This is a genomic window from Microbacterium sp. Au-Mic1 (assembly GCF_021341785.1).
Classification (GTDB): Bacteria; Actinomycetota; Actinomycetes; order Actinomycetales; family Microbacteriaceae; genus Microbacterium.
The window spans coordinates 38,516-60,175 of sequence record NZ_JAJTTF010000012.1; the positions used below are offsets into that span (position 1 = coordinate 38,516).

The following is a 21,660-nucleotide window of genomic DNA, read 5'->3' on the forward strand; positions in this document are numbered from 1 at the left end:
TAGGGAGGATGCCCGATCGGTCAGCCACGCGGATGCAGTCGGCCTCTGATCGCCCGGACCGCGGATACCGGCAGCAGCCCGCTCAGCACCGACTTCGCGATGCGCGCATACTCTCGCGGCCCCGCGCCCAGTTGCGGGTAGTACCGCACACGCACACGGATCTCGTCGCGGCGATGACGAAGCGAGCGCTTCGCGAAGTCCGCCTTCTCAACGCGGTAGTTGTAGACCACCTTCGGGATCACGTACAAGCGGTATCCGCGCAGGAGCAGCTCGTACCAAAGGGCCAGGTCCTCTGCGCGCTTATAGGACTGATATCCACCGGCGGCCTTGACCGCGCTCGCGCGCATGATCGAGGCCGCATGAATGGGCGTGAAACCGCGCATGGCCAGTCTGGCCGTCTGTTCCCCCGGGCGACCGAGCACGATGCCGGGACCGTCCGACGAGATCTCCCTCGCCTGGCCGGAGACCACCGCGTACTCGGGATGCTGCGAGATCCAGCCGTAGACCGCCTCGAGATAGTCGGGTTCGACCGTGTCGTCGGTGTCCATGCGCGCGATGTATTCGCCACGGGCTTGGTCGAGGCCGTAGTTGAGCGCGGCTACGAAACCGCGGTTCTCGCCATAGCCGACGACGCGGATCCGGTCATCGGCGAACTCGGCGGCGATCGATCGCACATCCGTGGCCGAACCGTCGTCGACGATGAGGAACTCGAACCGCCGCTCAGTCTGAGCGAGGATCGAAGCCATCGCTTTGCGCAGTCGGTCGGGGGACGTGTTGTACTCGGCCATGAGGACCGAGATCAAAAGGGAATCCCCGGATCTTGTCACGCGGCCACCCTACCGATCGGCCGGACGGACCCGGAAATGTTGGCGCATCACGAACCGTAAACTTCTCACCATGAGGATCATGAGCGTCGTTGGCGCCCGCCCCCAGTTCGTCAAACTGGCCCCCATCGCTAAAGCTGCCCGCGCAGCCGACCAGGAGCACATCATCGTGCATACCGGCCAGCACTACGATCCGATGCTTTCTGACGTCTTCTTTCGCGATTTGGAGATCCCGGCGCCGGACGCTCATCTCGGTGTGGGCTCGGGTTCCCACGGCGTCCAGACAGGCGCGATTCTTGCGCAGATGGACGGAGTGCTCGAGCGTTTCAAGCCAGACGCTGTTCTCGTCTATGGCGACACCAACTCCACCTTGGCGGCCGCGGTCAGCGCCACCAAGCTGCACTTCCCCGTCGCGCATCTCGAAGCCGGGTTGCGATCCTTCAACCGGGAAATGCCGGAAGAGCACAACCGAGTGCTCACCGACCACGCTGCTGATTTGTGCCTCGCACCGACGGAGGTGGCTATGGGACATCTCGCTGCTGAGGGTCTCGCCACCCGCTCGGTTCTCGTCGGTGACGTCATGACGGATGTCCTGTTTCAAGTGAGGGACGCCATCACACGACAAGATGCCGTGCACCCGCTCGCCGGAGAGGCGGAGCCGGGGAACTACTATCTCGCCACCATCCATCGTGCCGAGAACACCGACGCCCCCGAACGGCTGCGCCAGATCGTCGACGCGCTTGCCGCAGCGGATCGTCCGGTCTTCCTCCTCGCGCATCCTCGCGTGCGCGCCAAAGCCGCCGAGCACGGTATCCCCCTGGAGGCTGGCGCTCTGCGGGCGCGCGACCCGCTGGCCTACCCCGAGTTGATCGCCGCCGCGCGCACGAGCGCTGGCATCGTGACCGACTCCGGAGGGTTGCAGAAGGAAGCATTCCTCCTCCGCGTTCCGGGGACGACGGTGCGGCGAGAGACCGAGTGGGTGGAGACCGTAGAGCTCGGCTGGAATGTACTCGCGAACACGGCCGAGGAGATCGCGGCGGCGCTGACGCGACCGACGCCTGCACCGACGGACGCAGCTCCTTACGGAGACGGTCACGCTGCGACTCGTGCCGTGGACGCGATCATCAGCGCCTTCGACTGATTGGACAAGAACGTCTGCGCTCAAACCGGATGTCTGCAGAGGTCAGGATCCGAAGGTCCCCGACGTCGACCGCGATTCAAAACCGCCGCCACCGTGTTCCCACCTATCGCCCGTAGAATCGGTCAGATCGCCCAGAGTTCAGTCCGTCGAGGCCTCGCACGAAGTGCCCGACATCAATCAAGGATGCACTGCCGCACATGAGAATCCTTCACGTCGGGCTCTTCCACAAGCTGGGAAGTGGCCAGCGCGCTCAGTTGGAATACGAGCGAGCGGCGGCGCAATCGCTGGAAGGCGCGATCTGGGAGACGCACACACTCACACCAGAGCCGGTACGGACCGATGACGGCCCACGCGTTCCGGCATGGGCGCGGCGGTTCCAACTGGCCAAGCTCTACACGTGGCTACATATCCGACGCCAGGCCGCGCAGTACGACGCGATACTGATGCGGTCGATCTCACCCGACCCGTTCGCCGCTCTGATGGCGCCCTTGATCCCGAACCTCTTCACCGTGCACCACAGCAAGGAGATTGAAGAGATCTCCCTCGTCACGAAGGGGCCGCGGCTCGCGCTTACGCTCTTCCTCGAGGGTGGTTTCAAACGCTGGGCGTTCCGTCGCCTTCGGGGCGTTATCGGTGTCACGGACGAGATTGCCCAGTACGAGGCCGAGCGCTTCCCCCGGGCACGCGTCGTTGCAACGTATCCGAACGGGATCGACATCGAAAGTGTTGGCATCGCAGCAGAGCCCTCGGATCAGCCGGCGCCTCTGCGTGCAGTTTTCGTTTGCAGCGTCTTCTACGCCTGGCATGGTCTCGACCGGCTCCTCGCCGCGCTTGAGGCGCTGCCGGCAGATGGCACAATCCCCGTGAGGGTGGATCTCGTTGGTCGGATCGAAGACGATCAGCGCGCGCAGGTCGAGGCCCTCGCCGCACGAGGGATCGTCGTCGTCCATGGCGACCTCTCCGACGCGGAGATGCTCGATGTCTTCCGAGAGGCTCGAGTGGCGATAGCTTCCCTGGCTCTAGACCGCAACGGCCTCCGCCAGGCGAGCACCCTCAAGGTCAGACAGTATCTCGCAGCTGGACTGCCCGTCTACTCAACTCACATAGATGCGGGGCTCCCCCGCGATTTCCCCTACTATCACTGTGACGACAGCGGATTCAGTATCGAGCGGATGGTTGCGTTCCACGACGCACTTGGGGATCGTCGACGCGCTTCAGTCCGGGAGGCGGCCCGACCTTACGTGGACAAGCACTCGATCATGGAGTCGCTGGTCGCTCAGCTGGGAGAGGCGAACCTCTCCGACTCGGCGAGAAAGACCACTCAGGGCGATCACAGGCAGCGACGATGACTGAAGTCGGGTCCCGCCCGCCCGAGGACGCCACCGGACCGCGACCCATAACGCGGATCGGTCTGGTTCTCGTTGCGCTGATCGCCCCGGTCAGCGTGCTCAACCCAGTCCTTCCGCACCTCGGGCCGGTCTCGGCGTTCACGGGCTTCGCGGCGCTGTTCTTCATCTACGGCATCACGCACATGCAGAAGCGTCAACCCGACGGCCTTCGACAACTTGTTGCGATCCTCTGCCTGCCAGTCCTCGTGATCTCGCTGTTGGCGGTTGTGAACAGCTTCAACGTGCAGTATGTCTTCGCCCAGGCCGTCGTGGTGTCCGGTGGCGTCTTCATAACGTTAGGGTTGCTCGCGCTGCCGAGCTCACGAGACCTGATCCGATCGCTGCTGTTCGGCTGGCTTGTCGCTTCGCTTTGCACGTCGTGCCTGGCTCTGATCGAGATCACAACGGGTCGACATTTCGGTGCAACCTACCTCGATGCAAATCCCGACGCAACAAAACTCGGCGTCGTGACCGTGTTCTACAACCCCAACAACTACGCCGCCTTTTTGGCATTGACCATCCCGCTGCTTCTCGCGGGCGCCTCGCTGACGACGCGGAAGTGGGCCCGCCTCCTCTATGTTTTCGCCGCGATCGTATCGGTTCCCCTCATGGTCGCGACGAGCAGCCGCTTCGGGCTCGCCACCCTCTTCGTCGCCCCCGCCATGTGGATCATCCTCCGCCTCCGTTCTCACGTCACACAGGCAATTGCCGTCGTGTTCGCACTGGTTGGCGCAGTCCTGATTCTGCGGTTCCAGGCGGGGTCCGCGGCGGGGGATATCGCGCCGGTCGGCGCCGGCGGTAGTTACACGATCAATCTGCTCGGGCTCCAGATCCCTGCAGACAGCTCGTTGCTTGCTCGCTGGAACCTCATCCTGAACGGCCTTGACATGATTGCCGAGAATCCTCTCGGCTCGGGTCCCGGCGGGTACACCGTCACTGCGCAAGCGCAGGGCACGTCCCGCATGACGTTCAACATCACCAACCCGCACAACGGAGTGATCGAGTTCTTCACGCAATACGGCGTGCTGCTCGGAGTCGTCGCCGTCGTCGTCACCATCGCACTGTTGGTGCTGTCCGTCCGAGCCAACAACGCGTCCCGGCGACGGACGCCCGAGCGCGCACTTGCTTCGGCGCTCGCGTGCGTGATCGCTACACTTCCACTCATCCTCACCATGAACAGCTCGTTCGTCGGCGTCCCCCATGAATGGGCGGGCTTCGCGACGTGCGCGGCAGTCGGCATCTATCTCCGCACCCTGCACCGCTCGGCCGCGGCACGTGAGCAAGTTGAGCCCGGCAACGACATGGCCTCCCTGGGAGGTCTGCACACGAACTAGGTGGACACGGCCCGATCGCAGTTCCGCGCAGAACAGGCCAGGATACCGTCTAATGGACCCGGCTGCCGGCCGCCTTCCGATAGACGTCCTGGTAGCTTTCCCTCCGGGCCGCCGCGCTGAACTCGTTTGCCGCATGCGTGCGAAGTTCCCGCGAAGACAGACGATTTTCATCCCGCACTAAGGAATCCACTGCGTCCGCCAGCGCCTCTGGCGTGCGTTCCCGCACGATCCTGGATCCCCGCGAAGGAAGAAAAGTCTGGTACTCGCCCGCGCCCGACGTCACGACAGGGAGCCCCTGGGCAATCGCCTCAGCAATCGAGACACCAAATGTCTCATAGGCGGTAGGAAGGATAAAGAGTTGATGCTCGCGGAGCAGATCCGGAATTCTTGCCGCGTCCACGTGGCCCAGGAAATTCACGGCCTCGTCGATGCCAAGATCCCGCACAGTCTGTTCGGACTCATCGCGTAGCGGCCCACTACCCGCCCAAGTCAGAGAAATATCATAGCCGCGCGCACGCAAAAGGGCTGTGGCCCGCACCGCTTCTAGTGGCCCCTTGTTCGCGACGAGCCCGCCAGTCGCGATCATCCGGATCGGGGACAGGGCGCTGAGCGCCTCAGGGAGCGGTGCGTCCGCGGCGGGCAGAGCGACGTCATTCCCGATCACCGACACCGACGTCGCACCGGTCCGACGAACCGCAGCCGCCAGCTCCTGTCCGACAGCAATGACCTCATCCGGGCGGCGGAGCATGCGGCGCATGGGAGCGCTCATGAGCAAGCCAGCGCGCCAACTCGGCGCTTTCGCGATGAGAAGGCTGTAGTGCTCGGTGTGCACCCAAGGGATACTCACGCGCAGCCCCAGGAACGCCGTCAGCGTGGGGTATGCCATCGTGTGCAGGAGGTCGGCCTCACCGAGCATCCGTTCCAGGAGAGGTCGCAACCCGCTACCGGGACGGATGTCCTTCGTCCGGAATGGAACCCGGACGACGCGAAGCGATTCACCAAGGCGAGCATCGGGGTCGGAGCTACCCAGATGCAGAACCGTCACGTCATGATCCTGGGCGAGAAGCGCACAATCCCGCATGTTGAATACACCACTCATTGGTGAATGCGAGTCTGGGAACCAACGAGTCACCACGAGCACGCGCATAGACGTATTCTATCGAAGTTGCTCAACCGTCCGCGGGGCGTTAGGCATGCGGATCGAGACCTGCTGCCCCACGCTCGCAGCGAGAAATCATCAGTTGCGCCGTTCGGCCACGTCGCCCTGGCTAACGGCCAGTCTCCATGCGGTCGCTGTCGTACCGTCCAGCGACGCGATGAGCGAGCACGATAAGGAATGCGAGCAACAGCGTCATGGCGGCGCTCGTGAACCACACCGCTCGCACGAGGTCGCCTCCAGCCGCAAGAAGGATCGCGATCGGCACGATCAGATAGACGATCGCGAAGATCAGCATCGATCCTTGTCGCTCAGCGACGATGAACACCGTTGATAGCGGTGCGGTCGCGACGTTCAGATAGAGCCACGGGGTCAGCGCCTGTACGACGAGCCCTGCCTCAGCCCACCGCTCCCCGAGGAACCAAGGCACCACGACAGGTGCCACGAGGCCGAGCACCAAAAACGGGAGGAAGCCTAGGAGCAGTGCGCGAATGGTCACTCCTCTGACCAGGGTTTTGAGCGTCCCGGGAGCAGCAACTGCCATGCGCTGGTAGTACACCTGGGAGATCGCGCTCGCGATCAGCGCCATCGGTGCCTGGGCGAGCTTCCATGCCATCGAGAACTGGCCCAGCGCATGCAGCGAACGCCCTCCGATGATCATGTTGATTCCATTGAGCCGCAAAGAGTCCACGAGCGCATTAGGTGCATTGAGGAGCGGCATCTTGCGGTAGCGCACCATGAGCTTCCACCAACTGCGGTGGTCTCGGACTGGCGCCGTCTTACGAGCGTCGTCTGTGATCAGCAAGATTCCGACGCCGAAGACCTGACCCACCAGGTAGCCGACGATGAGCCACTCGCCGGTCGGTGCGATGAGCAGCCCCAAGCCTGCTTGCGTCGCAGCTGTGACGAGCGCCTGAACGATACGCGAGACGCTCTGCATGCGATAACGACGCTTCCGCGTCAGCCAGAAATACAGGATCGTCGTCTCACCGGCGAGAAAAACGCTCGCTCCGATCAACAGCAACCACCAGTGCCGATCCGCAGGCCCGGAGAGCCAGAACACCAAGAGAGTGACGACCACCGTGAGGGCCGAAATGAGACTGACTAGTCCCGTGGAGAGCTGCCGCAGTCGGTGAGCGTCCTCCTCGCGCTCCGGGAGCACAATGGCGTATTCATAGCGCAGGGCCGCGACCATGCTCACCACAGCGCTCACCGAGAGGAAGATCGCCAGGATGCCGAACGCCGCGGGTCCGTAGATACGGCTAAGGATCGGCATCGTCACAACGCCGATGATCTGGGAGGCGACTGTACCTGTGAGGAGGGTGGCGATGCTTCGGATAGTCGATGAGCTACCCCTGCCTGACGACTTGCGACCGTCCTCGCGCACAGCGCTCAACTCCTTGTCGTCTTCAGGCACCTGCACGATCACCGCCTGATCCAAGCAAGACCTCAAAATGATCGGCGTATTGACGCCAGACCCGATCAGTCGAGTAGTACTCTTCGGCACGCGCCCGAGCCGCCTGACCCCATGCACGTACCTGTTCGCGCTGGCCTGCCGCGCGCTCGATGGCGGCCGCCAGTGCCACCCCGTCCTGCACCGGCACGATCAACCCGGTCTCCCCGTCGAGCACCACGTCACGGGCTCCTGTCGCCTCGGTGGTGATCGTGGGAACCTCGAGTCCCGCTGCTTCGACGATCACCTGACCGAATCCCTCACGCAAGGTGGGCAGGCAGAGGATGTCGACCGCACGCATGTAGACGCGAGGGTCCGAAACCGCTCCGACCCGATGCACGCCGTGGTCGACGACGAACTCGTCGATGCGGCGCTCAAGCCCATCGTCCTCACCGGGGCCGACGATGACCGTGGCGACCTCGATGCCTCGCTCCGCGACGAGGGCAAGGGCATCGAGGAGGTCCCCGACGCCCTTGTCCGCGGTGATGCGCCCCACGAACAGCAACCGGAACGCGTCGCCCTGGCCCGCGAGGAAGTCAGCCGTCTCCGCGTCCATCGTCGGAATGTCCGTGGCCTCCCGGCTGAAACGGCGCAGATCGGTCCCGAACGGACTCCCTTCCCCGAGCACCACCACGCGGGAAGTGAGCCGCTCGGCGCGCACGAGCTCAGCAAGGCTGTGGCTGACGGCGAGCGTCTCCGTCGCCAGGCCGGCGGCAGTCTTCTCCAGGGCTCGGAAGACGCGGCGACGCATGCCCGACTCGGTCTCGTAGCGCAGACCGAGGATGTGATAGATCCGGACAGGCACGCGGAGCAGCCAGCCCGCCACAGACGCCAGGAGCGATGCCTTGGGCGTCGAGAAGACGAGAACGTCCGGACGGACACGTCTGATCGCGCGCGTGAGCTGCAAGAGAGAGCGAAGATCACGGATAGGCGACGGATCGCGCACCATATCGACGTCGACGATGTCCACGCCCTCCGCTTCACCGAGCGCCGTCAGCTTGCCGGTGTCGCGCGAGATGATCGTCACATGCCACCCGCGCTCCCGGAGGTAGCTGAGGTAGCCGCGATAGAAGACGGTGCTGATGTCATTCGTGATCACGAAACACAGTCGCCGACCCGTCATCGCGCAGGAACTCCTCGCACGGTCGCACCGGCCGGCACGTTCTTCGTCACACAAGCACTCGCTGCGACGAGAGCACCGACACCGACCTCCAGCAACTGCAGGACGACCGCTCCCGCACCGATCAAGGTGCCGGAGCCCACACGGACGTCCCCCGAGATGACAGCTCCGGGGTTGATGGAGACATAGTCCTCAAGCCGGCAGTCGTGGCCCACGATCGCGCCCGGGTTGATGTGCACATGGCGACCGAGGACGATGTTCGTGGAGATCTGAGCCCCACCGCACACCACGGATCCCTCGCCGATCCGAACCTCGGAACCGACAACGGCCGAAGGGTGGATCACGGTCGCGGCCCGACCGCCCCACGAGTCGATCCTCTCGCTCAGCTGAGCGCGTACAGAGGGGGAACCGATGCCGATCACGTACCTCGCGGAAGCGATGTGGGAGCGCAGTTCCTCGATGCCGCCGAGATGCGGGATCTCCAGCGCTGCAAGGCGCTCACCGTGAACGGGCGATGGGCCGTCGTCGACGACTCCGAGCAGGTTCCAGACGGGTTCAGGTGCGGCTGCGTTGATCGCTCGAACCACGTCGATCGTCTCGCGCCCGAAACCACCGGCGCCGACGATGATGATGTCTTCAGGCATTCGTCTCCCCGAACTTCTGCATGGTCACGTGCCCCTCTGCGGAGATCCCTTCGCGCGCGAAGACTGCTCGCACAGTCGCCAGAATCACACGTGCGTCGAGGGCCAGGCTCCGGTTGTCGACGTACTCGACGTCCAACGCGAACTTCTCTTCCCAGCTCAGCGCGTTCCGTCCGCTCGCTTGCGCCAGCCCCGTGATACCGGGCCTGACCTCGTGCCGTCGTGCCTGCTCCGAGGTGTAGCGAGGAAGGTACTCCACCAGCAGCGGCCGAGGTCCGACGATGCTCATGTCGCCTTTGAGCACGTTCCACAGTGAAGGCAGCTCGTCGAGACTCGTCGAGCGCAGGCTCTTGCCGAATCGAGTGAGCCGCTGCTCATCCGTGACCAGCCCTTGCGACGCATCCACGTCGCGCATGGACCGGAACTTGCGCAGCACGAAGATCTTCGCGTCCTTGCCGGGGCGAGGCTGGGCGAACATCACCGGACGCCCCAGTCTCGTCGCGACCAGAAGAGCCACCACGGCGATCACCGGTGACAGCAGTACCAGCGCAACCCCTGCGGCAACGACATCCAGTACCCGCTTCAGCGGATCGTACGCACGCACGGCCATCGGTCAGCGAGTCCGGAGGAAGCGGCCGATGGAATCGAAGACACGTCCGCGCTGATCCGCCGTCAGGGCGGATCCGCTGGGCAGCGTCAGCCCGCGAGCGAAGAGACGCTCCGAAGCACCGGTGAGCGTGCCCCGGTAGTGGGCGAAAACAGGCTGAAGGTGCATCGGCTTCCAGACGGGGCGGCTCTCGATGTCATCCGCAGCCAAAGCGTTCGACAGATCTTTCGCGTCCCATCCGGCGATCTCCCGATCGACGAGGATCGAGGTCAGCCAGGCGTTGTCCTCGGCATCGTCCGCCCCACCGAAGATCTCGACCCCCGGCACTTCCCGGAACACGTCCTTGTAGAGCTCCCGCATCTCACGACGCCGGGCGAGCATGGAGTCGAGTCGCTTGAGCTGCGCACGCCCGAGGGCAGCGAGCAGGTTGCTCATTCGATAGTTGTACCCCACGTCGACATGCTCGTAGTGCGCAACCGGCTGGCGCGCCTGAGTCGCCAGGTACCTGACGCGCTCCGCGATATCCGCATCATCGGTGAGGAGCATCCCGCCGCCCGACGTCGTCATCACCTTGTTGCCGTTGAACGACACGGCAGAGACCTGCCCGAAGCTTCCTGCGGCTTTGCCCTTGTGTGAAGCGCCCAACGATTCCGCGGCGTCCGCCAGCACCGGCACGCCGAACTCGTCGGCGATGGCGAGGATCGCGGTGTAGTCGACCGTCTTGCCCAGCAGATCCACCGGGACGATCGCGCCGACGCGGGATCCTTCGTCGCGCAGCTCTTCGAGAGCAGACCGGAGGAGTTCGGGATCCATGTTCCCCGTCGCCTCGTCGGCGTCGACGAAGAACGGGGCCGCGCCCGTATAGACGATCGCGTTGGTGGTCGCCGCAAACGTCATCGTCGACGTCACCACGACATCGCCGGGCTCCACGCCGAGCGTGAGCAGCCCGAGATGGAGTGCAGCCGTGCCGGAACTCAGCGCGACACCATGCCCCACCCCGACCCGAGCAGCGAGCTCCGCCTCGAAAGCGTCGACATCCGGGCCGAGCGGAACGATCCAGCCGGAGCGCATAGCTGCGACGACCGCATCCTCCTCGATCTGAGTGACGTCCGGGGAGGACATGAGGATGCGTTCAGCCATTCAGTGATTCTCCCAGACGCGGCGCGCCACCGATGACCTGCTCCACCACGATCCGGTCGACCACGGCGGTGTCGTTGTTCCGCGGGACGGCGTTCATCCGGGCTTCCCACCCGGCCTTGTCCAGTCGCTCAGGACTGATCGTATCGGCGTGCGCGTGCGAGATCTTCGGGTGGAAGGGCCGCTCGAGGTTCTCCCGGGCACCGACCAGTTCCTCGTGCAGCTTCTCGCCGTGGCGCAGACCCGTGAAGACGATCTCGATCTGCTTCCCCGACATCGCGATCATGCGCTTGGCGACCTCGAGGATCGACACCGGCTCCCCCATGTCGAGGATGAGCACCTCGCCGGCACGACCGATTCCTCCGGCCTGGATCACCAGCTGGCAAGCTTCCGGAATGGTCATGAAGTAGCGAGTCGCGTCGGGGTGCGTCACCGTGATCGGCTTCTCCTCGGCGATCAGACGCTGGAAGGTCGGGAGCATGGATCCGCGGCTGCCGATCACATTGCCGAAGCGCACCGAGAGGTACTGCATGCCGGTCTGCTCACCGACCCAGGCCGTGAGCTTCTCCGCGACGCGCTTGGAGTGACCCAGCACACTGGTCGGGTTCGCGGCCTTGTCAGTGGAGATGTTGACGAAGTGGCTCACACCGACCCGGCGCGCAGCCTGCAGGACGTTCAGTGATCCGATGACGTTGGTCTTCCAGGCCTCGTCGGGATACTGCTCGAGCATCGGAAGGTGCTTCAGGGCGGCGGCATGGAACACGACCTCAGGGAGGCGCTCATCGAAGATCGCATTCAGCACTGACACGTCGCGGATGTCGGCGAGCACGACCTCCTTGGAGTCGAGCAGTCCGTTGCCGGCCGTACCGAGCTGCGCCGTCTGCAAACCGGTCTCGTCCCGGTCGAGCATGATCAGCTCGCTGGGCCCGAACTTCGCGAGCTGGCGACACAGCTCGGATCCGATGGATCCTCCGGCACCTGTGACGAGCACGCGCTTGCCCGTGATGTACCCCGCGATCAGCTCGACGTTGGTGTCGACCGGGTGCCGACCGATGAGGTCTTCGATCTCGATGTCGCGGACATCGACGCTGGCATGTCCGTCGAGCATGTAGTCGGTGATCGTCGGCGTGACCGACACGCTCATACCGGCCGCGTCCGCCGCGTCGCTCAGCTCTCGCAGCAGCACGCTGTCGGCGTTGCCGAGCGCGATCACCAGTCGGGTAGCGCCCGTCCGTTCCGCGATCTCGGCGAGCTGACTGCGGCGACCGAGCACCGGGACGCCGCGCAGCCGCAGGTTCTTCTTCGCAGGATCGTCGTCGATCAGCCCGACCGGGAGGATCGGCGATCCCGGGTCGGTGATGATGGTGTGGAGAAGACGGTCACCCAGATATCCCGCGCCGACGACCAGTGCGCGCTCCGCGTTCGTGCCGGGCTTTCGGGAGCGCTCGACGACGAGTCGCGCGACGTAGCGCACGCCGAACATGAGCAGAAGCACGAACGGGCCGGCGAGCAGGACGGTGGCGCGCGGGACGCCGATGTGGTTTCCCGAGGGGACGACCACGGACGAGAGGATCAGTGTGATGCCGCCCGCCACGAGCGCCAGCGTCCATACCTCGCTGAACGAGCCGTAGGAGTAGCGACCTCGATAAAGGGCGAGCACATACCCGACGATGAGCTGCATCGCGGCCGCGATGAGGCCCAGGCAGAACGTCGCGACCCATCCCGAAAACGGAAGCTTGAAATCGACGCGCAGTCCCACGGCGAGGAAGGTGCCGAACACCCAGGCGAACGCGTCGAGAGCAGCCACCCATCCTCGTCGCCGGTGCCCCACGCGGGTGACACGACCGGCGACGACCACGTTCTCGCTTTGAACGGCACTCTGCACGACAGCATCCCCCCACACTCGATCCGCGGCACTTGAGCGCACGGACGCTCAACATCGCTAGCCCCAGATGAGGAGAGATGCACGCTCTGCCCCACCATCCCTGCCCTTCAGGATCCCATACCTGTGAGAACGCCGTGTGCCGTTGTCCGGAAAGTGACGCAAAGCGTACGGTTTCCGTTCGCATTTCGTACGGTATCGACGACGATGTCGGGCGCGTCCGACCGTCGCCGCGGAGGAGTGAGGCTTGCCGGCAACGCTCCGATGTTCGGGGGAAATGCGAGGAGGACCCTTGACCACCCGAGGGCGTCCGTCCGTGCTTCACGCCCGCCACGGCGAACGACCAGCGCGTGCTTCGCTAGGCTGACCGCGTGGGTGGGGAGCAGACGGCACAGTGGCGTATCGCCGACGCCGTCGCGTGGACGATCAGCGGCAACGACGTCGTCGCCCTCGATCTCGAGTCCTCGACGGCGCATCCGATGACGCTGCAGGAGACGGCGGCGTACATCTGGGAGGAGATCGCCGTGAACAGTCCGATCTCCACGAACTCACTGGTCACGAACGTCGCTGATGCCTACGAGGTCGGGGAGGAGATCGTCAGAGACGATGTCCTCGCCCTGCTCGATGAGCTCCGCGACAGGCATCTGATCCGCCGCACGACCTCCGCCGGCATCTGACTCGAAGGAGCCACCACCATGCACGTCCTCGTCACCGGCGGCGCCGGATTCATCGGTTCGCACACGGTCGTCGCTCTCCTCGAGCGCGGGCACGACGTCACGATCGCCGACGACTTCGACAACTCGTCACCCGAGGTGATCAACCGGATCGAGCAGATCACCGGCATCCGACCAGCACTGGCGGAGGTCGATCTGCGCGACGAGGAAGCATTCGACGCCGCATTCGCGACCACGGCGCCCGACGCCGTCATCCATTTCGCCGGGCTGAAGTCGGTCGGCGAGAGCTCGATCGATCCGCTCCGCTATTACGAGCACAATCTCAGCAGCACATTCTCGCTGCTGAACGCGATGAAGAAGCACGGCGTGCGCACCCTCGTCTTCTCCTCTTCGGCGACGGTCTACGGCGAAGGCCAGGAGCCGCCCTATGGCGAGGACGGCGGGCCGCTCGACGCGAACAATCCGTACGGCATGACCAAGGTGATGCTCGAGCGGATCCTCTCGGATGTCGCCGATGCCGAGCCGGGATGGCACATCGCGCTGCTGCGCTACTTCAACCCGATCGGAGCTCATGAGAGCGGTCTGATCGGAGAGGATCCGAAGGGCGTGCCGAACAACCTCGTGCCGTACGTGCTGCAGGTGGCCATCGGTCGCCGCCCGCACGTCAGCATCTACGGCGACGACTACCCGACCGCCGACGGCACCGGCGAACGCGACTACATCCACATCGCGGATCTCGCGGAAGGACACGTCGCAGCGCTCGAGAAGATCGTGGCGATCGAAGGTGCACGGGCATGGAATCTGGGCACCGGGCAGGGGACGTCGGTGAAGCAGCTGATCGCCGCCGTCGAATCGGCCTCGGGCATTCGGATCCCGGCGGTCATCGCACCCCGTCGCGCGGGCGACCTGCCGCGCAGTTGGGCCGACACCTCGCGCGCAGAGGCCGAACTGGGCTGGAGAGCCACCCGCGACATCGCGGATATGGCTCGTGACGGCTGGCGCTGGCAGTCGCAGAATCCGCGTGGCTTCGACTCCGTCGACTGAGCGGGACCGCCGCACGCAACTGTGGCCGAATCGACGCCGCGCGACCATGGCCTGCGGCGTGCCGGATCCCTAGAATCGCACCGTGCCTTCCCGACACGAAGAACGTGGGGCGCGCCCGGCTCCCGAGAACTCTTCACCCGAATCGGACGGTTCGCTCGCACGCCTTCCCGTCGACGCGGACCTCGAGCACGAGAAGTCCAAGAAGCGATACCGTCGCCCCCTGCTGAAGAGCGCCCGGTTCTGGGTGCCGATCGCGATCCTGCTGGTGCTCATCGGGCTCGCCATCGCCGGCACCCTCGCCGCGAAGCAGCTCTACGGACACGCGATGGCGGCGAAGGCCGACCTCGAGAAGGCCATCCCGCTCGTCGACACCGTGCAGCAGCAGATGCTCGACGGCGACACCGCCGGCGCGAAGGCCACGATCGCGCAGATCTCGCAACTGACGGCCGCCGCCGAGAAGGAGACCACGGGCCGGCTGTGGAAGAGCGCGGAGTGGGTGCCGGTGGCCGGGCCGAACCTCGTCGCCGCACGCGTGGTCGCCGGATCCGTCAACGACCTCGTCACCAACGCGATCACGCCGCTCACCGCGGTCGACCTCAAGGCCCTGATGCCCAAGGACGGCGCCATCGACGTCGCCAACCTCTCCAAGCTCGCCGCCACGATCGAGACGGCGAACACGAGCGTCACCCGCATCAGGACGAGTCTCGACAGACTCGACCGCTCCGCCCTCGTGCCCCAGGTGGCCTCCGGCGTCGCCCAGCTCGACGCGGCGATGGCGAAGATCGAACCCGCCGTGACCCCGATCCACAATGCGCTCACCATCCTGCCGAAGGCCCTCGGCGCCGACGGCCCTCAGCACTACCTGCTCATCTTCCAGAACAACGCGGAGTCGCGCGGCACCGGCGGCAACCCCGCCGCCATCACCCTGCTGACGGCCGAGAACGGCAAGATCTCGATGACGCAGCAGGCCAATTCCACCGACTTCAGGAACGGCCGCCCGGATCCGGTCATCGCACTGAACCCCGAGACCCAGGCACTCTACGGCGACAAGATCGGCCGCTACATCCAGGACGCCACGCTCTCCCCCGATTTCAGCGAGACCGCGCAGATCGTTCGCGCCTGGTGGGCGGAGACATACGGCACCCCCGTCGATGCCGTCGCGTCGATGGACCCGGTCGCGCTCAGCTACGTGCTGCGCGCCATCGGCCCCGTGACCATGCCTGCTCCGTTCGGCGAGACGCTCACGGCGGACAACGCGGTGCCGCTGCTGCTGAACGAGGTGTACGCGAAGTACCCGGATCCCGCCACGCAGGACGCGTTCTTCGCGTCCGCCGCCAAGACCGTCTTCGACGCGCTCCTCACCACGCACGCCGATCCCAAGGCACTGCTGACCGCCCTGGTGCAGGCCTCGAAGGAGGGGCGCCTGATGTACTCCCCCGGCGACGAGTCGCAAGCCAAGCTGCTGGCCGGCACCCCGGTGGGCGGCAACATGCCCGTTGACAACGCGAAGACCACCGACCTCGGCGTCTACATCGACGACCTCACGGCAAGCAAGCTCGACTACTACATGCAGATGGGCATCGCCGCGTCGAGCACGCAATGCCAGAAGCCCGATGCGCCGACGTTCACCAGCACGGTCACGCTGCAGAACACGCTCGACCCGGCCGCAGTCCCCGGTCTGCCGCCGTACGTCGATCCGGGGCTCTTCTTCCCCAAAGGCCACGCCTCCACGGACGTGTACCTTTACGGACCGGTCGGATCCACTCTCGTGGGCGTCACGGTCGACGGTCAGGTCATCCCCGTGTCGGGGCTTCCGCACCTGGGCCGCACCGTGGCGAAGGTGAACGTGCTCATGGCGCCCGGCCAGACGGCGACGGTAGCCGCCTCGTTCAGCGCTCCCGCCGGCGCGTTCGGGCCGCTCGAGGTGCGCCACACGCCGATGGTGAAGGCGACGCCCGTCACGATCGACACCCCGGGGTGCACGCCGGCGAAGAAGTAGTGCGGCACGGTGTGCGGCCCAGATACGCGGCCACGGCTCGATCCCCCGCGGGGCTGGTCAGCTCCGGGATCGACTGAGGCTCACGGCGAAGGCAGCACGATCGTGGGATCCGCGGGCGGAGTGCTCACCGGCGGCTGCGACGGGTCCGACGGCGGCGGCGATGACGGCTCCGTCGGTGGCACGGTCGGCTCCGTCGTGGTCCCGCCGCTGGTGCCCGTGCCTCCGGTGCGGCCGGATCCACTCGACTCGCCCTCCGCGACGGCACGCGCCTGGTCCGCGATGAGCGCGGCGAGCGCGCTGCGCCAGGCCTCCATCGCGGCGAACGGCGTCGGACCGAACGGATCCGAGGCAGCTGCTGCGGCCGCCGTGTCGGTCGCCGCGATGCGGAACGGCTCCGCGGCGTCGGCGTTCTCGGCCACGGCCGTCGCCGCGAACGCCGGGATCGACTGCCGGAAGGTGGTGATCGCCCCGCGGAACCCGGCGCTCGCGGCGGTGAGAGACGCATGCCCCGCTGCGATGTCGCGCTCGAGCTGGTCCAGCGAGGCGTTGGTCGCGCTCTTGCCCGCGGGTTTCGGCACCTTCACCGCGGCGATCGCGGCGACGTAGGCCTGACGCGCGGCATCGGCGGCGAGCCGCGCGGACTCGTCACTGGATCCGGCCATCGCCGCCAGCGGCGCTGCGAACGAATCGGCACTGGTCTTCGCAGCCACCACGGCGGCGGCCAGCGTGTCGACCGACTCGTTGACGTTCGCCACGCGCTCTGGGTCGACGGTCGCGGTCGGAGACGCCTGCACGGTCACTGGCGCGGACGCCGCCGGCGTCGCTAGGGCCCAGCCGGCGCCGGCCGCGGTGATCACGAGCCCCACGGCCATCGCGATCGCCTGCGGACGCGCGAAGCCGTAGGTCTGCGCGTGCTGCGGCTCGGGGCGGGCGGGCACGGGCGACGGGAACGAGTGCGTGTAAGGATGCGCCTCGATCTCGGCCTCGTCGAACAGGTGCCCCTCGGTCGTGTCGATGAGGGCCGTCGCGGGCGTCAGATGCAGGTCGTCGACCTCGTCCTGCCGGACTGCCGGAATCTGCTGCGAAGGGGCCAGGTCCGCGAACAGCGCTCCCACGTCGTCGTGATGGCTCTCACCGGCAGCCTGCTCGGGCCCGTGCTCGTGCGGGAACAGCGCCGACAGGTCGAAGGCACTCCCGTCGCCGGGCTGCGGGCGTTCGCCGTTCGCAGCCGCTGCGGTGCCGGCCCCGTCCCGGGGCAGGTCATCGTCGGGCATCTGTCTCTGCCTTTCCCACGTCGACGCGGTACTCGACTCTATCGACAAAGCGACGCCGGCTTCGTGAGGCGACGGGTGCGGCACCCGCCGGATCGGGCACCCCGCCGTCCCCGCACTCTTCGCCGGCATTCGCTGGTCGCGATACGCCCTATCAGCGCGCTCGAAGGGGGGCCTCGCGACCAGCGAACCTGGCACGGGGGCGAGTTGCGACAGGCGAACCCGGCACGAGGGCGACTCGAGACCAGCGAACCCCGGCACCAGGGCGAGTCACGACAGGCGAGCGTGCGGCGCAGCCGAAGCTCCCCCGCGGTCGGACTGCTACGGGCGCCCCATGCCCAGGTACGTCCATCCTTCAGCGCGCCACGCCGCAGGATCCAGGCAGTTGCGTCCGTCGACGACGATGCGTCCCGGGGTCAGCGACGCCGCGTGCGCGGGGGTCAGCTCGCGACGATAGAGATCCCACTCGGTGACCAGCACGAGCGCCTCGGCCCTGCGGATCGCCTCGTCGCGATCGCGCTTGTACTTCAGCTGCGGATGCAGGCGCTTCGCATTCGGGATCGCCTCCGGATCCGTCACCGTGACCTTCGCCCCCAGCCCGCGCAACCGGGTGGCGACGTCGAGTGCGGGCGAGTCGCGCACGTCGTCGCTGTGCGGTTTGAACGCGGCGCCCAGCATCGTGATCCGCCGCCCCACCACGCTGCCGCCGAACGCGTCGACCACGAGGCGCACGGCGTGCTCCCGGCGACGCAGATTGATCGCATCGACCTCGCGGAGGAAGCCCACCGACGCCCCGCGTCCGAGCTCCTCCGCGCGTGCCGCGAAGGCGCGGATGTCCTTCGGCAGGCAGCCGCCGCCGAACCCGATCCCCGCGCCCAGGAAGCGCCGGCCGATCCGCTCGTCATGGCCGATCGCGTCGGCGAGCAGGGTCACGTCCGCGCCGGACGCCTCGGCGATCTCCGCCATCGCGTTGATGAACGAGATCTTCGTGGCGAGGAAGGCATTGGCCGCGCCTTTCACGAGCTCGGCTGTGGCGAGGTCGGTGGCGAGGAACGGGCTGCCGCTCGCGATCGCATCCGCATACGCCTCGCGCAGCACGTCCGTGCCACGCGCACCGGCGGCGTCGGCGGCGGCGCCGACCACGAGCCGGTCCGGGCGCAGTGTGTCGTGCACCGCCCACCCCTCGCGCAGGAACTCCGGGTTCCAGACCAGGGTCGCGCCGGTCTCGGCCACGCGCCCGGCCAGCGCCGCGGCGGTGCCCACGGGCACGGTGGACTTGCCCGCCACCACGTCGCCGGGCTGCAGGTGCGGGAGCAGCGCGTCGAGCGCCGCATGCACGTAGCGCAGGTCGGCAGCCGACGAGTCCGGCTGCTGCGGGGTGCCCACGGCGAGGAAGTGCACCCGCGCACTGCGGGCATCGGCGATATCCGCAGAGAACATCAGCCGCCCGCTCTCCACGCCGCTCGCCAGCAGCTCGTCCAGCCCCGGCTCGAAGAACGGCGCGCGCCCCGCGGCGAGCGCGGCGATCTTGACCGGATCCGTGTCGATCCCGATCACGTCATGCCCGATCGATGCCATGGCCGCCGCATGCACGGCGCCGAGATACCCGCAGCCGATCACAGACATCCGCATGAGGCCACATCACCGGATCCGCCTCTCCTGCGCACGACGAGCAGGCGTCGCGACGGCGACCTCTGGGTGAACGATTGGGGCAGGCGCACCCTCGGGGAGCACGTGCACCGGGAGGCGCTGGCGTGCGGTCGCTCCCACGCGCGGCCCGGTGCCCGTTCGCTGGTCGCCAATCGCCCCTTCACGACGCCCCAAAGGGCCATACGCGACCAGCGAACAGCACCCCGGGGCCACAAGCGACCAGCGAACAGCGTCCGAATGACCCCGAAGGCGACGAACGACAGGCAAGGGCCAACGGACCGTCGAGAAACCTACTTCGGCGTCGCCGTCACCAGGATCGGCAGATGGTCCGACTCCCCCTGCGGCAGCGTGCGCACCGACTCCACGACGAACCCCGACGCCGCGGCGAAGTCGTAGAACCCGCGGAACACCCGATAGCGCGTGTACGTGTGCTGGTCGCTCATGACCAGCTCGTACCCGACGTCGCGCATGTGCTCGCTGAGCCGCTCCTTGAACACGGGGTAGTTGAAGTCGCCGACGATGAGCTGAGGCAGACCCCAGCCGAGTTCGGAGAGCTCCGACAGCGCAGCGCGGATCTGGTCCCGCCGCAGTGCATTGCGCGCCGTGAGCGGAGCCGCGTGCAGCGACGCCACGAGGAAGTCGCGGCCGGCGTCGATGTCGCGCAGCCGCACGCCCAGCAGCCGCTCATGCGCGGGGCGGAGCACGTGGTCGTGCAGCGACTTCTTCACCGAGACCGCCGCCATGTCGACGAGGCGGAACGCGCTGGAGCGGTAGTAGATCGCGAGTCCCAGTCGGTTGCGCTGCGTCGTGTGGGCGAGAACCAGCCCTCCGGCGCGCTCCGGCAGCGAGGCGGTGTCCCCCTCCTGCAGGCACAGCACGTCGGGGTCATGGGCGTCGACGAGGTCGTCGAGCTCATGCGCCGCCCGGTGCTTGCGCAGGTTGTAGGAGATGATCCGCACGGTCCCCACCGTACCCGCGCGCGCTCTCGGCAGCCTGGGCGGTTGCGCGGTGTTCACGGGGTATTACGGATCCGGATCCGCCGCGCGCGATGCGCATGTTGCCCGCACGGTCGGGAGGAGAACGCGCGCTGGGGTGGTTCCGGCGCCCCGGGACGCTCCGGCGGGGGGATCCGCGGGCTGGGCGCGTCTCAGACGGCTGGAGAAAGTCCGGATGGCTGGAAATCTCCGGGGAGCTCTCCAGCCATCCGGGCAAACCTCAGCCATATGGATGCGCCCGGCGAACTCCAGCCATCCGGACGCGCCGGGCACAGAACGGATCCAGGATCCGGCTCAGTCGTCCTGGCCGCGGCGGTTGCGGGTCTGCTCGGCGCGTGCGGCGAGCAGCTCGTCCGCGGGGTAGCCGACCTCGGTCAACGTGAGGCCGCGCGCGGCGAGCACCTTGAACGCGCTCGTTCGGGTGAGCTCGTCGCGCAGACGGGCGAGGTCGGCGACCTCGAGGCGCCCCTCCCCCACGGCCGCGCACGCGCCCACGAGCGCGCGCACCATGCTATGGCAGAACGCGTCGGCCTTCACCTCGGCCACGAGCACCCCGGTCGCATCGCGCACCCAGCGGTAGTCGAGCAGCGTGCGGATCGTGGTGGCCTCCTCGCGCGGCTTGCAATAGGCGGCGAAGTCGTGCAGGCCGATGAGGGTCTGCGCGGCGGCGTCCATGGCGCCTTCATCGAGGGATCCCTTGATCGTCGTGGTGTCGTGGCGCAGCAGCGGATCGTAGCCGGCCCGGGCATCGGCGAGTCGATAGCGGTAGCGCCGCCACACCGCGGAGAAGCGCGCGTCGAAGCCCTCCGGTGCGAGCGCGGTGCGCGACACCGTGACGTCGGGGTACTGCCCGAGCACCCCCCGGATCCGCGACGCCAGGGAGGACGCCGGATCGGCGGCGCCAGAGGCGCCGGAGGCCGGATCGGCCGCGGCACGACCGTTGCGCGTGACCACGCGGGACCACTGCTGCTCGTCGAGGTCGACGTGCGCGACCTGCCCCGTGGCGTGCACGCCGGCGTCGGTGCGTCCGGCGACGACGAGCCGCGGCCCGGCGTCCGACGGTGCTCCGGGATCCTGCTCGGCCGACGGCCCGACGATGCGAGCGAGCGCCTGCTCGATCGTGCCCTGCACGGTCCGCAGCCCCGGCTGCTTCGCCCAGCCCCGGAAGTGGGTGCCGTCGTAGGCGATGTCGAGACGGATGCGCACGGTTCAAGGGTACCGATCCCGCTCGCCCTCCCCCGTTCCCCTCTCATCGGGCAGACGGCGTCCCGGGCAGAACGCGTCCCCGCTCCCCCGGATCCCGGCCGGGAGTATGGTGTCTCACAGATCGCGTCCCACGAGGGC

Annotated in this window: 18 protein-coding genes; 6 read left to right on the forward strand and 12 right to left on the reverse strand. The window is 66.9% G+C overall.

The genetic code is table 11. From position 1 onward, the window contains the following. Positions 1-20: 20 nt before the first annotated feature. Positions 21-827, reverse strand: coding sequence for a glycosyltransferase (locus tag LXM50_RS15225; protein WP_233312329.1), 807 nt, complete (start codon positions 825-827; stop codon positions 21-23). Positions 828-897: 70 nt separating this feature from the next. Between LXM50_RS15225 and wecB the strand changes: the two genes are divergently transcribed. The 3 genes from wecB to LXM50_RS15240 all read left to right on the forward strand — a co-directional run bounded on the left by wecB (position 898) and on the right by LXM50_RS15240 (position 4,687). Next, positions 898-1,965 (forward strand): non-hydrolyzing UDP-N-acetylglucosamine 2-epimerase, encoded by a 1,068-nt coding sequence (gene wecB, locus LXM50_RS15230; RefSeq protein WP_233312330.1) that lies wholly within the window; start codon positions 898-900, stop codon positions 1,963-1,965. Between the two features lie 197 nt (positions 1,966-2,162). Continuing rightward, the gene (locus LXM50_RS15235) at positions 2,163-3,314 is read left to right on the forward strand and encodes a glycosyltransferase (RefSeq protein WP_233312331.1); all 1,152 of its coding nucleotides are present in this window, start codon (positions 2,163-2,165) and stop codon (positions 3,312-3,314) included. Continuing rightward, positions 3,311-4,687, forward strand: coding sequence for an O-antigen ligase (locus LXM50_RS15240; protein ID WP_233312332.1), 1,377 nt, complete (start codon positions 3,311-3,313; stop codon positions 4,685-4,687). The genes LXM50_RS15235 and LXM50_RS15240 overlap by 4 nt, the downstream gene beginning before the upstream one ends. A 49-nt stretch (positions 4,688-4,736) precedes the next feature. Here LXM50_RS15240 and LXM50_RS15245 read toward each other — a convergent pair whose 3' ends face one another. The 7 genes from LXM50_RS15245 to LXM50_RS15275 form a co-directional block, all read right to left on the reverse strand. After that, entirely contained in the window at positions 4,737-5,834 is a 1,098-nt protein-coding gene (locus LXM50_RS15245) for a glycosyltransferase family 4 protein (RefSeq protein ID WP_233312333.1), read from the reverse strand. A 121-nt stretch (positions 5,835-5,955) separates the two neighbouring features. Beyond that, on the reverse strand, positions 5,956-7,272 hold the full coding sequence (locus LXM50_RS15250) for a lipopolysaccharide biosynthesis protein (protein WP_233312334.1): 1,317 nt from the start codon (positions 7,270-7,272) through the stop codon (positions 5,956-5,958). After that, complete coding sequence (locus LXM50_RS15255; protein WP_233312335.1) at positions 7,253-8,395, reverse strand: glycosyltransferase family 4 protein; 1,143 nt, start codon at positions 8,393-8,395, stop codon at positions 7,253-7,255. Before LXM50_RS15255 ends, LXM50_RS15250 begins: the two co-directional genes overlap by 20 nt. 20 nt (positions 8,396-8,415) lie before the next feature. Next, entirely contained in the window at positions 8,416-9,060 is a 645-nt protein-coding gene (locus tag LXM50_RS15260) for an acetyltransferase (RefSeq protein ID WP_233312336.1), read from the reverse strand. After that, positions 9,053-9,667, reverse strand: a complete 615-nt coding sequence (locus tag LXM50_RS15265; protein ID WP_233312337.1) for a sugar transferase — start codon at positions 9,665-9,667, stop codon at positions 9,053-9,055. Before LXM50_RS15265 ends, LXM50_RS15260 begins: the two co-directional genes overlap by 8 nt. A 3-nt stretch (positions 9,668-9,670) precedes the next feature. Then, positions 9,671-10,804: a DegT/DnrJ/EryC1/StrS aminotransferase family protein gene (locus LXM50_RS15270; protein WP_233312338.1), complete on the reverse strand. Its 1,134-nt coding sequence runs from the start codon at positions 10,802-10,804 to the stop codon at positions 9,671-9,673. Continuing rightward, complete coding sequence (locus LXM50_RS15275) at positions 10,797-12,608, reverse strand: nucleoside-diphosphate sugar epimerase/dehydratase (RefSeq protein WP_233312339.1); 1,812 nt, start codon at positions 12,606-12,608, stop codon at positions 10,797-10,799. The genes LXM50_RS15270 and LXM50_RS15275 overlap by 8 nt, the downstream gene beginning before the upstream one ends. 446 nt (positions 12,609-13,054) lie before the next feature. Here LXM50_RS15275 and LXM50_RS15280 point away from each other — a divergent pair, with 446 nt between their 5' ends. The 3 genes from LXM50_RS15280 to LXM50_RS18775 all read left to right on the forward strand — a co-directional run bounded on the left by LXM50_RS15280 (position 13,055) and on the right by LXM50_RS18775 (position 16,400). Then, positions 13,055-13,360: a PqqD family protein gene (locus tag LXM50_RS15280; RefSeq protein ID WP_233312340.1), complete on the forward strand. Its 306-nt coding sequence runs from the start codon at positions 13,055-13,057 to the stop codon at positions 13,358-13,360. 18 nt (positions 13,361-13,378) lie between these two features. Continuing rightward, the gene (gene galE / locus LXM50_RS15285; RefSeq protein WP_233312341.1) at positions 13,379-14,401 is read left to right on the forward strand and encodes a UDP-glucose 4-epimerase GalE; all 1,023 of its coding nucleotides are present in this window, start codon (positions 13,379-13,381) and stop codon (positions 14,399-14,401) included. An 82-nt stretch (positions 14,402-14,483) separates the two neighbouring features. Further along, positions 14,484-16,400, forward strand: coding sequence for a DUF4012 domain-containing protein (locus LXM50_RS18775; protein ID WP_233312342.1), 1,917 nt, complete (start codon positions 14,484-14,486; stop codon positions 16,398-16,400). 80 nt (positions 16,401-16,480) lie between these two features. On the opposite strand, the gene LXM50_RS15295 is transcribed toward LXM50_RS18775, so the two are convergent. The 4 genes from LXM50_RS15295 to truA form a co-directional block, all read right to left on the reverse strand. Next, positions 16,481-17,674 (reverse strand): hypothetical protein, encoded by a 1,194-nt coding sequence (locus LXM50_RS15295; protein WP_233312343.1) that lies wholly within the window; start codon positions 17,672-17,674, stop codon positions 16,481-16,483. 318 nt (positions 17,675-17,992) lie between these two features. Beyond that, entirely contained in the window at positions 17,993-19,303 is a 1,311-nt protein-coding gene (locus tag LXM50_RS15300) for a UDP-glucose/GDP-mannose dehydrogenase family protein (protein ID WP_233312344.1), read from the reverse strand. A gap of 308 nt (positions 19,304-19,611) precedes the next feature. Beyond that, positions 19,612-20,280 (reverse strand): endonuclease/exonuclease/phosphatase family protein, encoded by a 669-nt coding sequence (locus tag LXM50_RS15305; RefSeq protein ID WP_233312345.1) that lies wholly within the window; start codon positions 20,278-20,280, stop codon positions 19,612-19,614. Positions 20,281-20,610: 330 nt separating this feature from the next. Continuing rightward, entirely contained in the window at positions 20,611-21,522 is a 912-nt protein-coding gene (truA, locus tag LXM50_RS15310) for a tRNA pseudouridine(38-40) synthase TruA (protein ID WP_233312346.1), read from the reverse strand. Positions 21,523-21,660 lie beyond the last annotated feature (138 nt).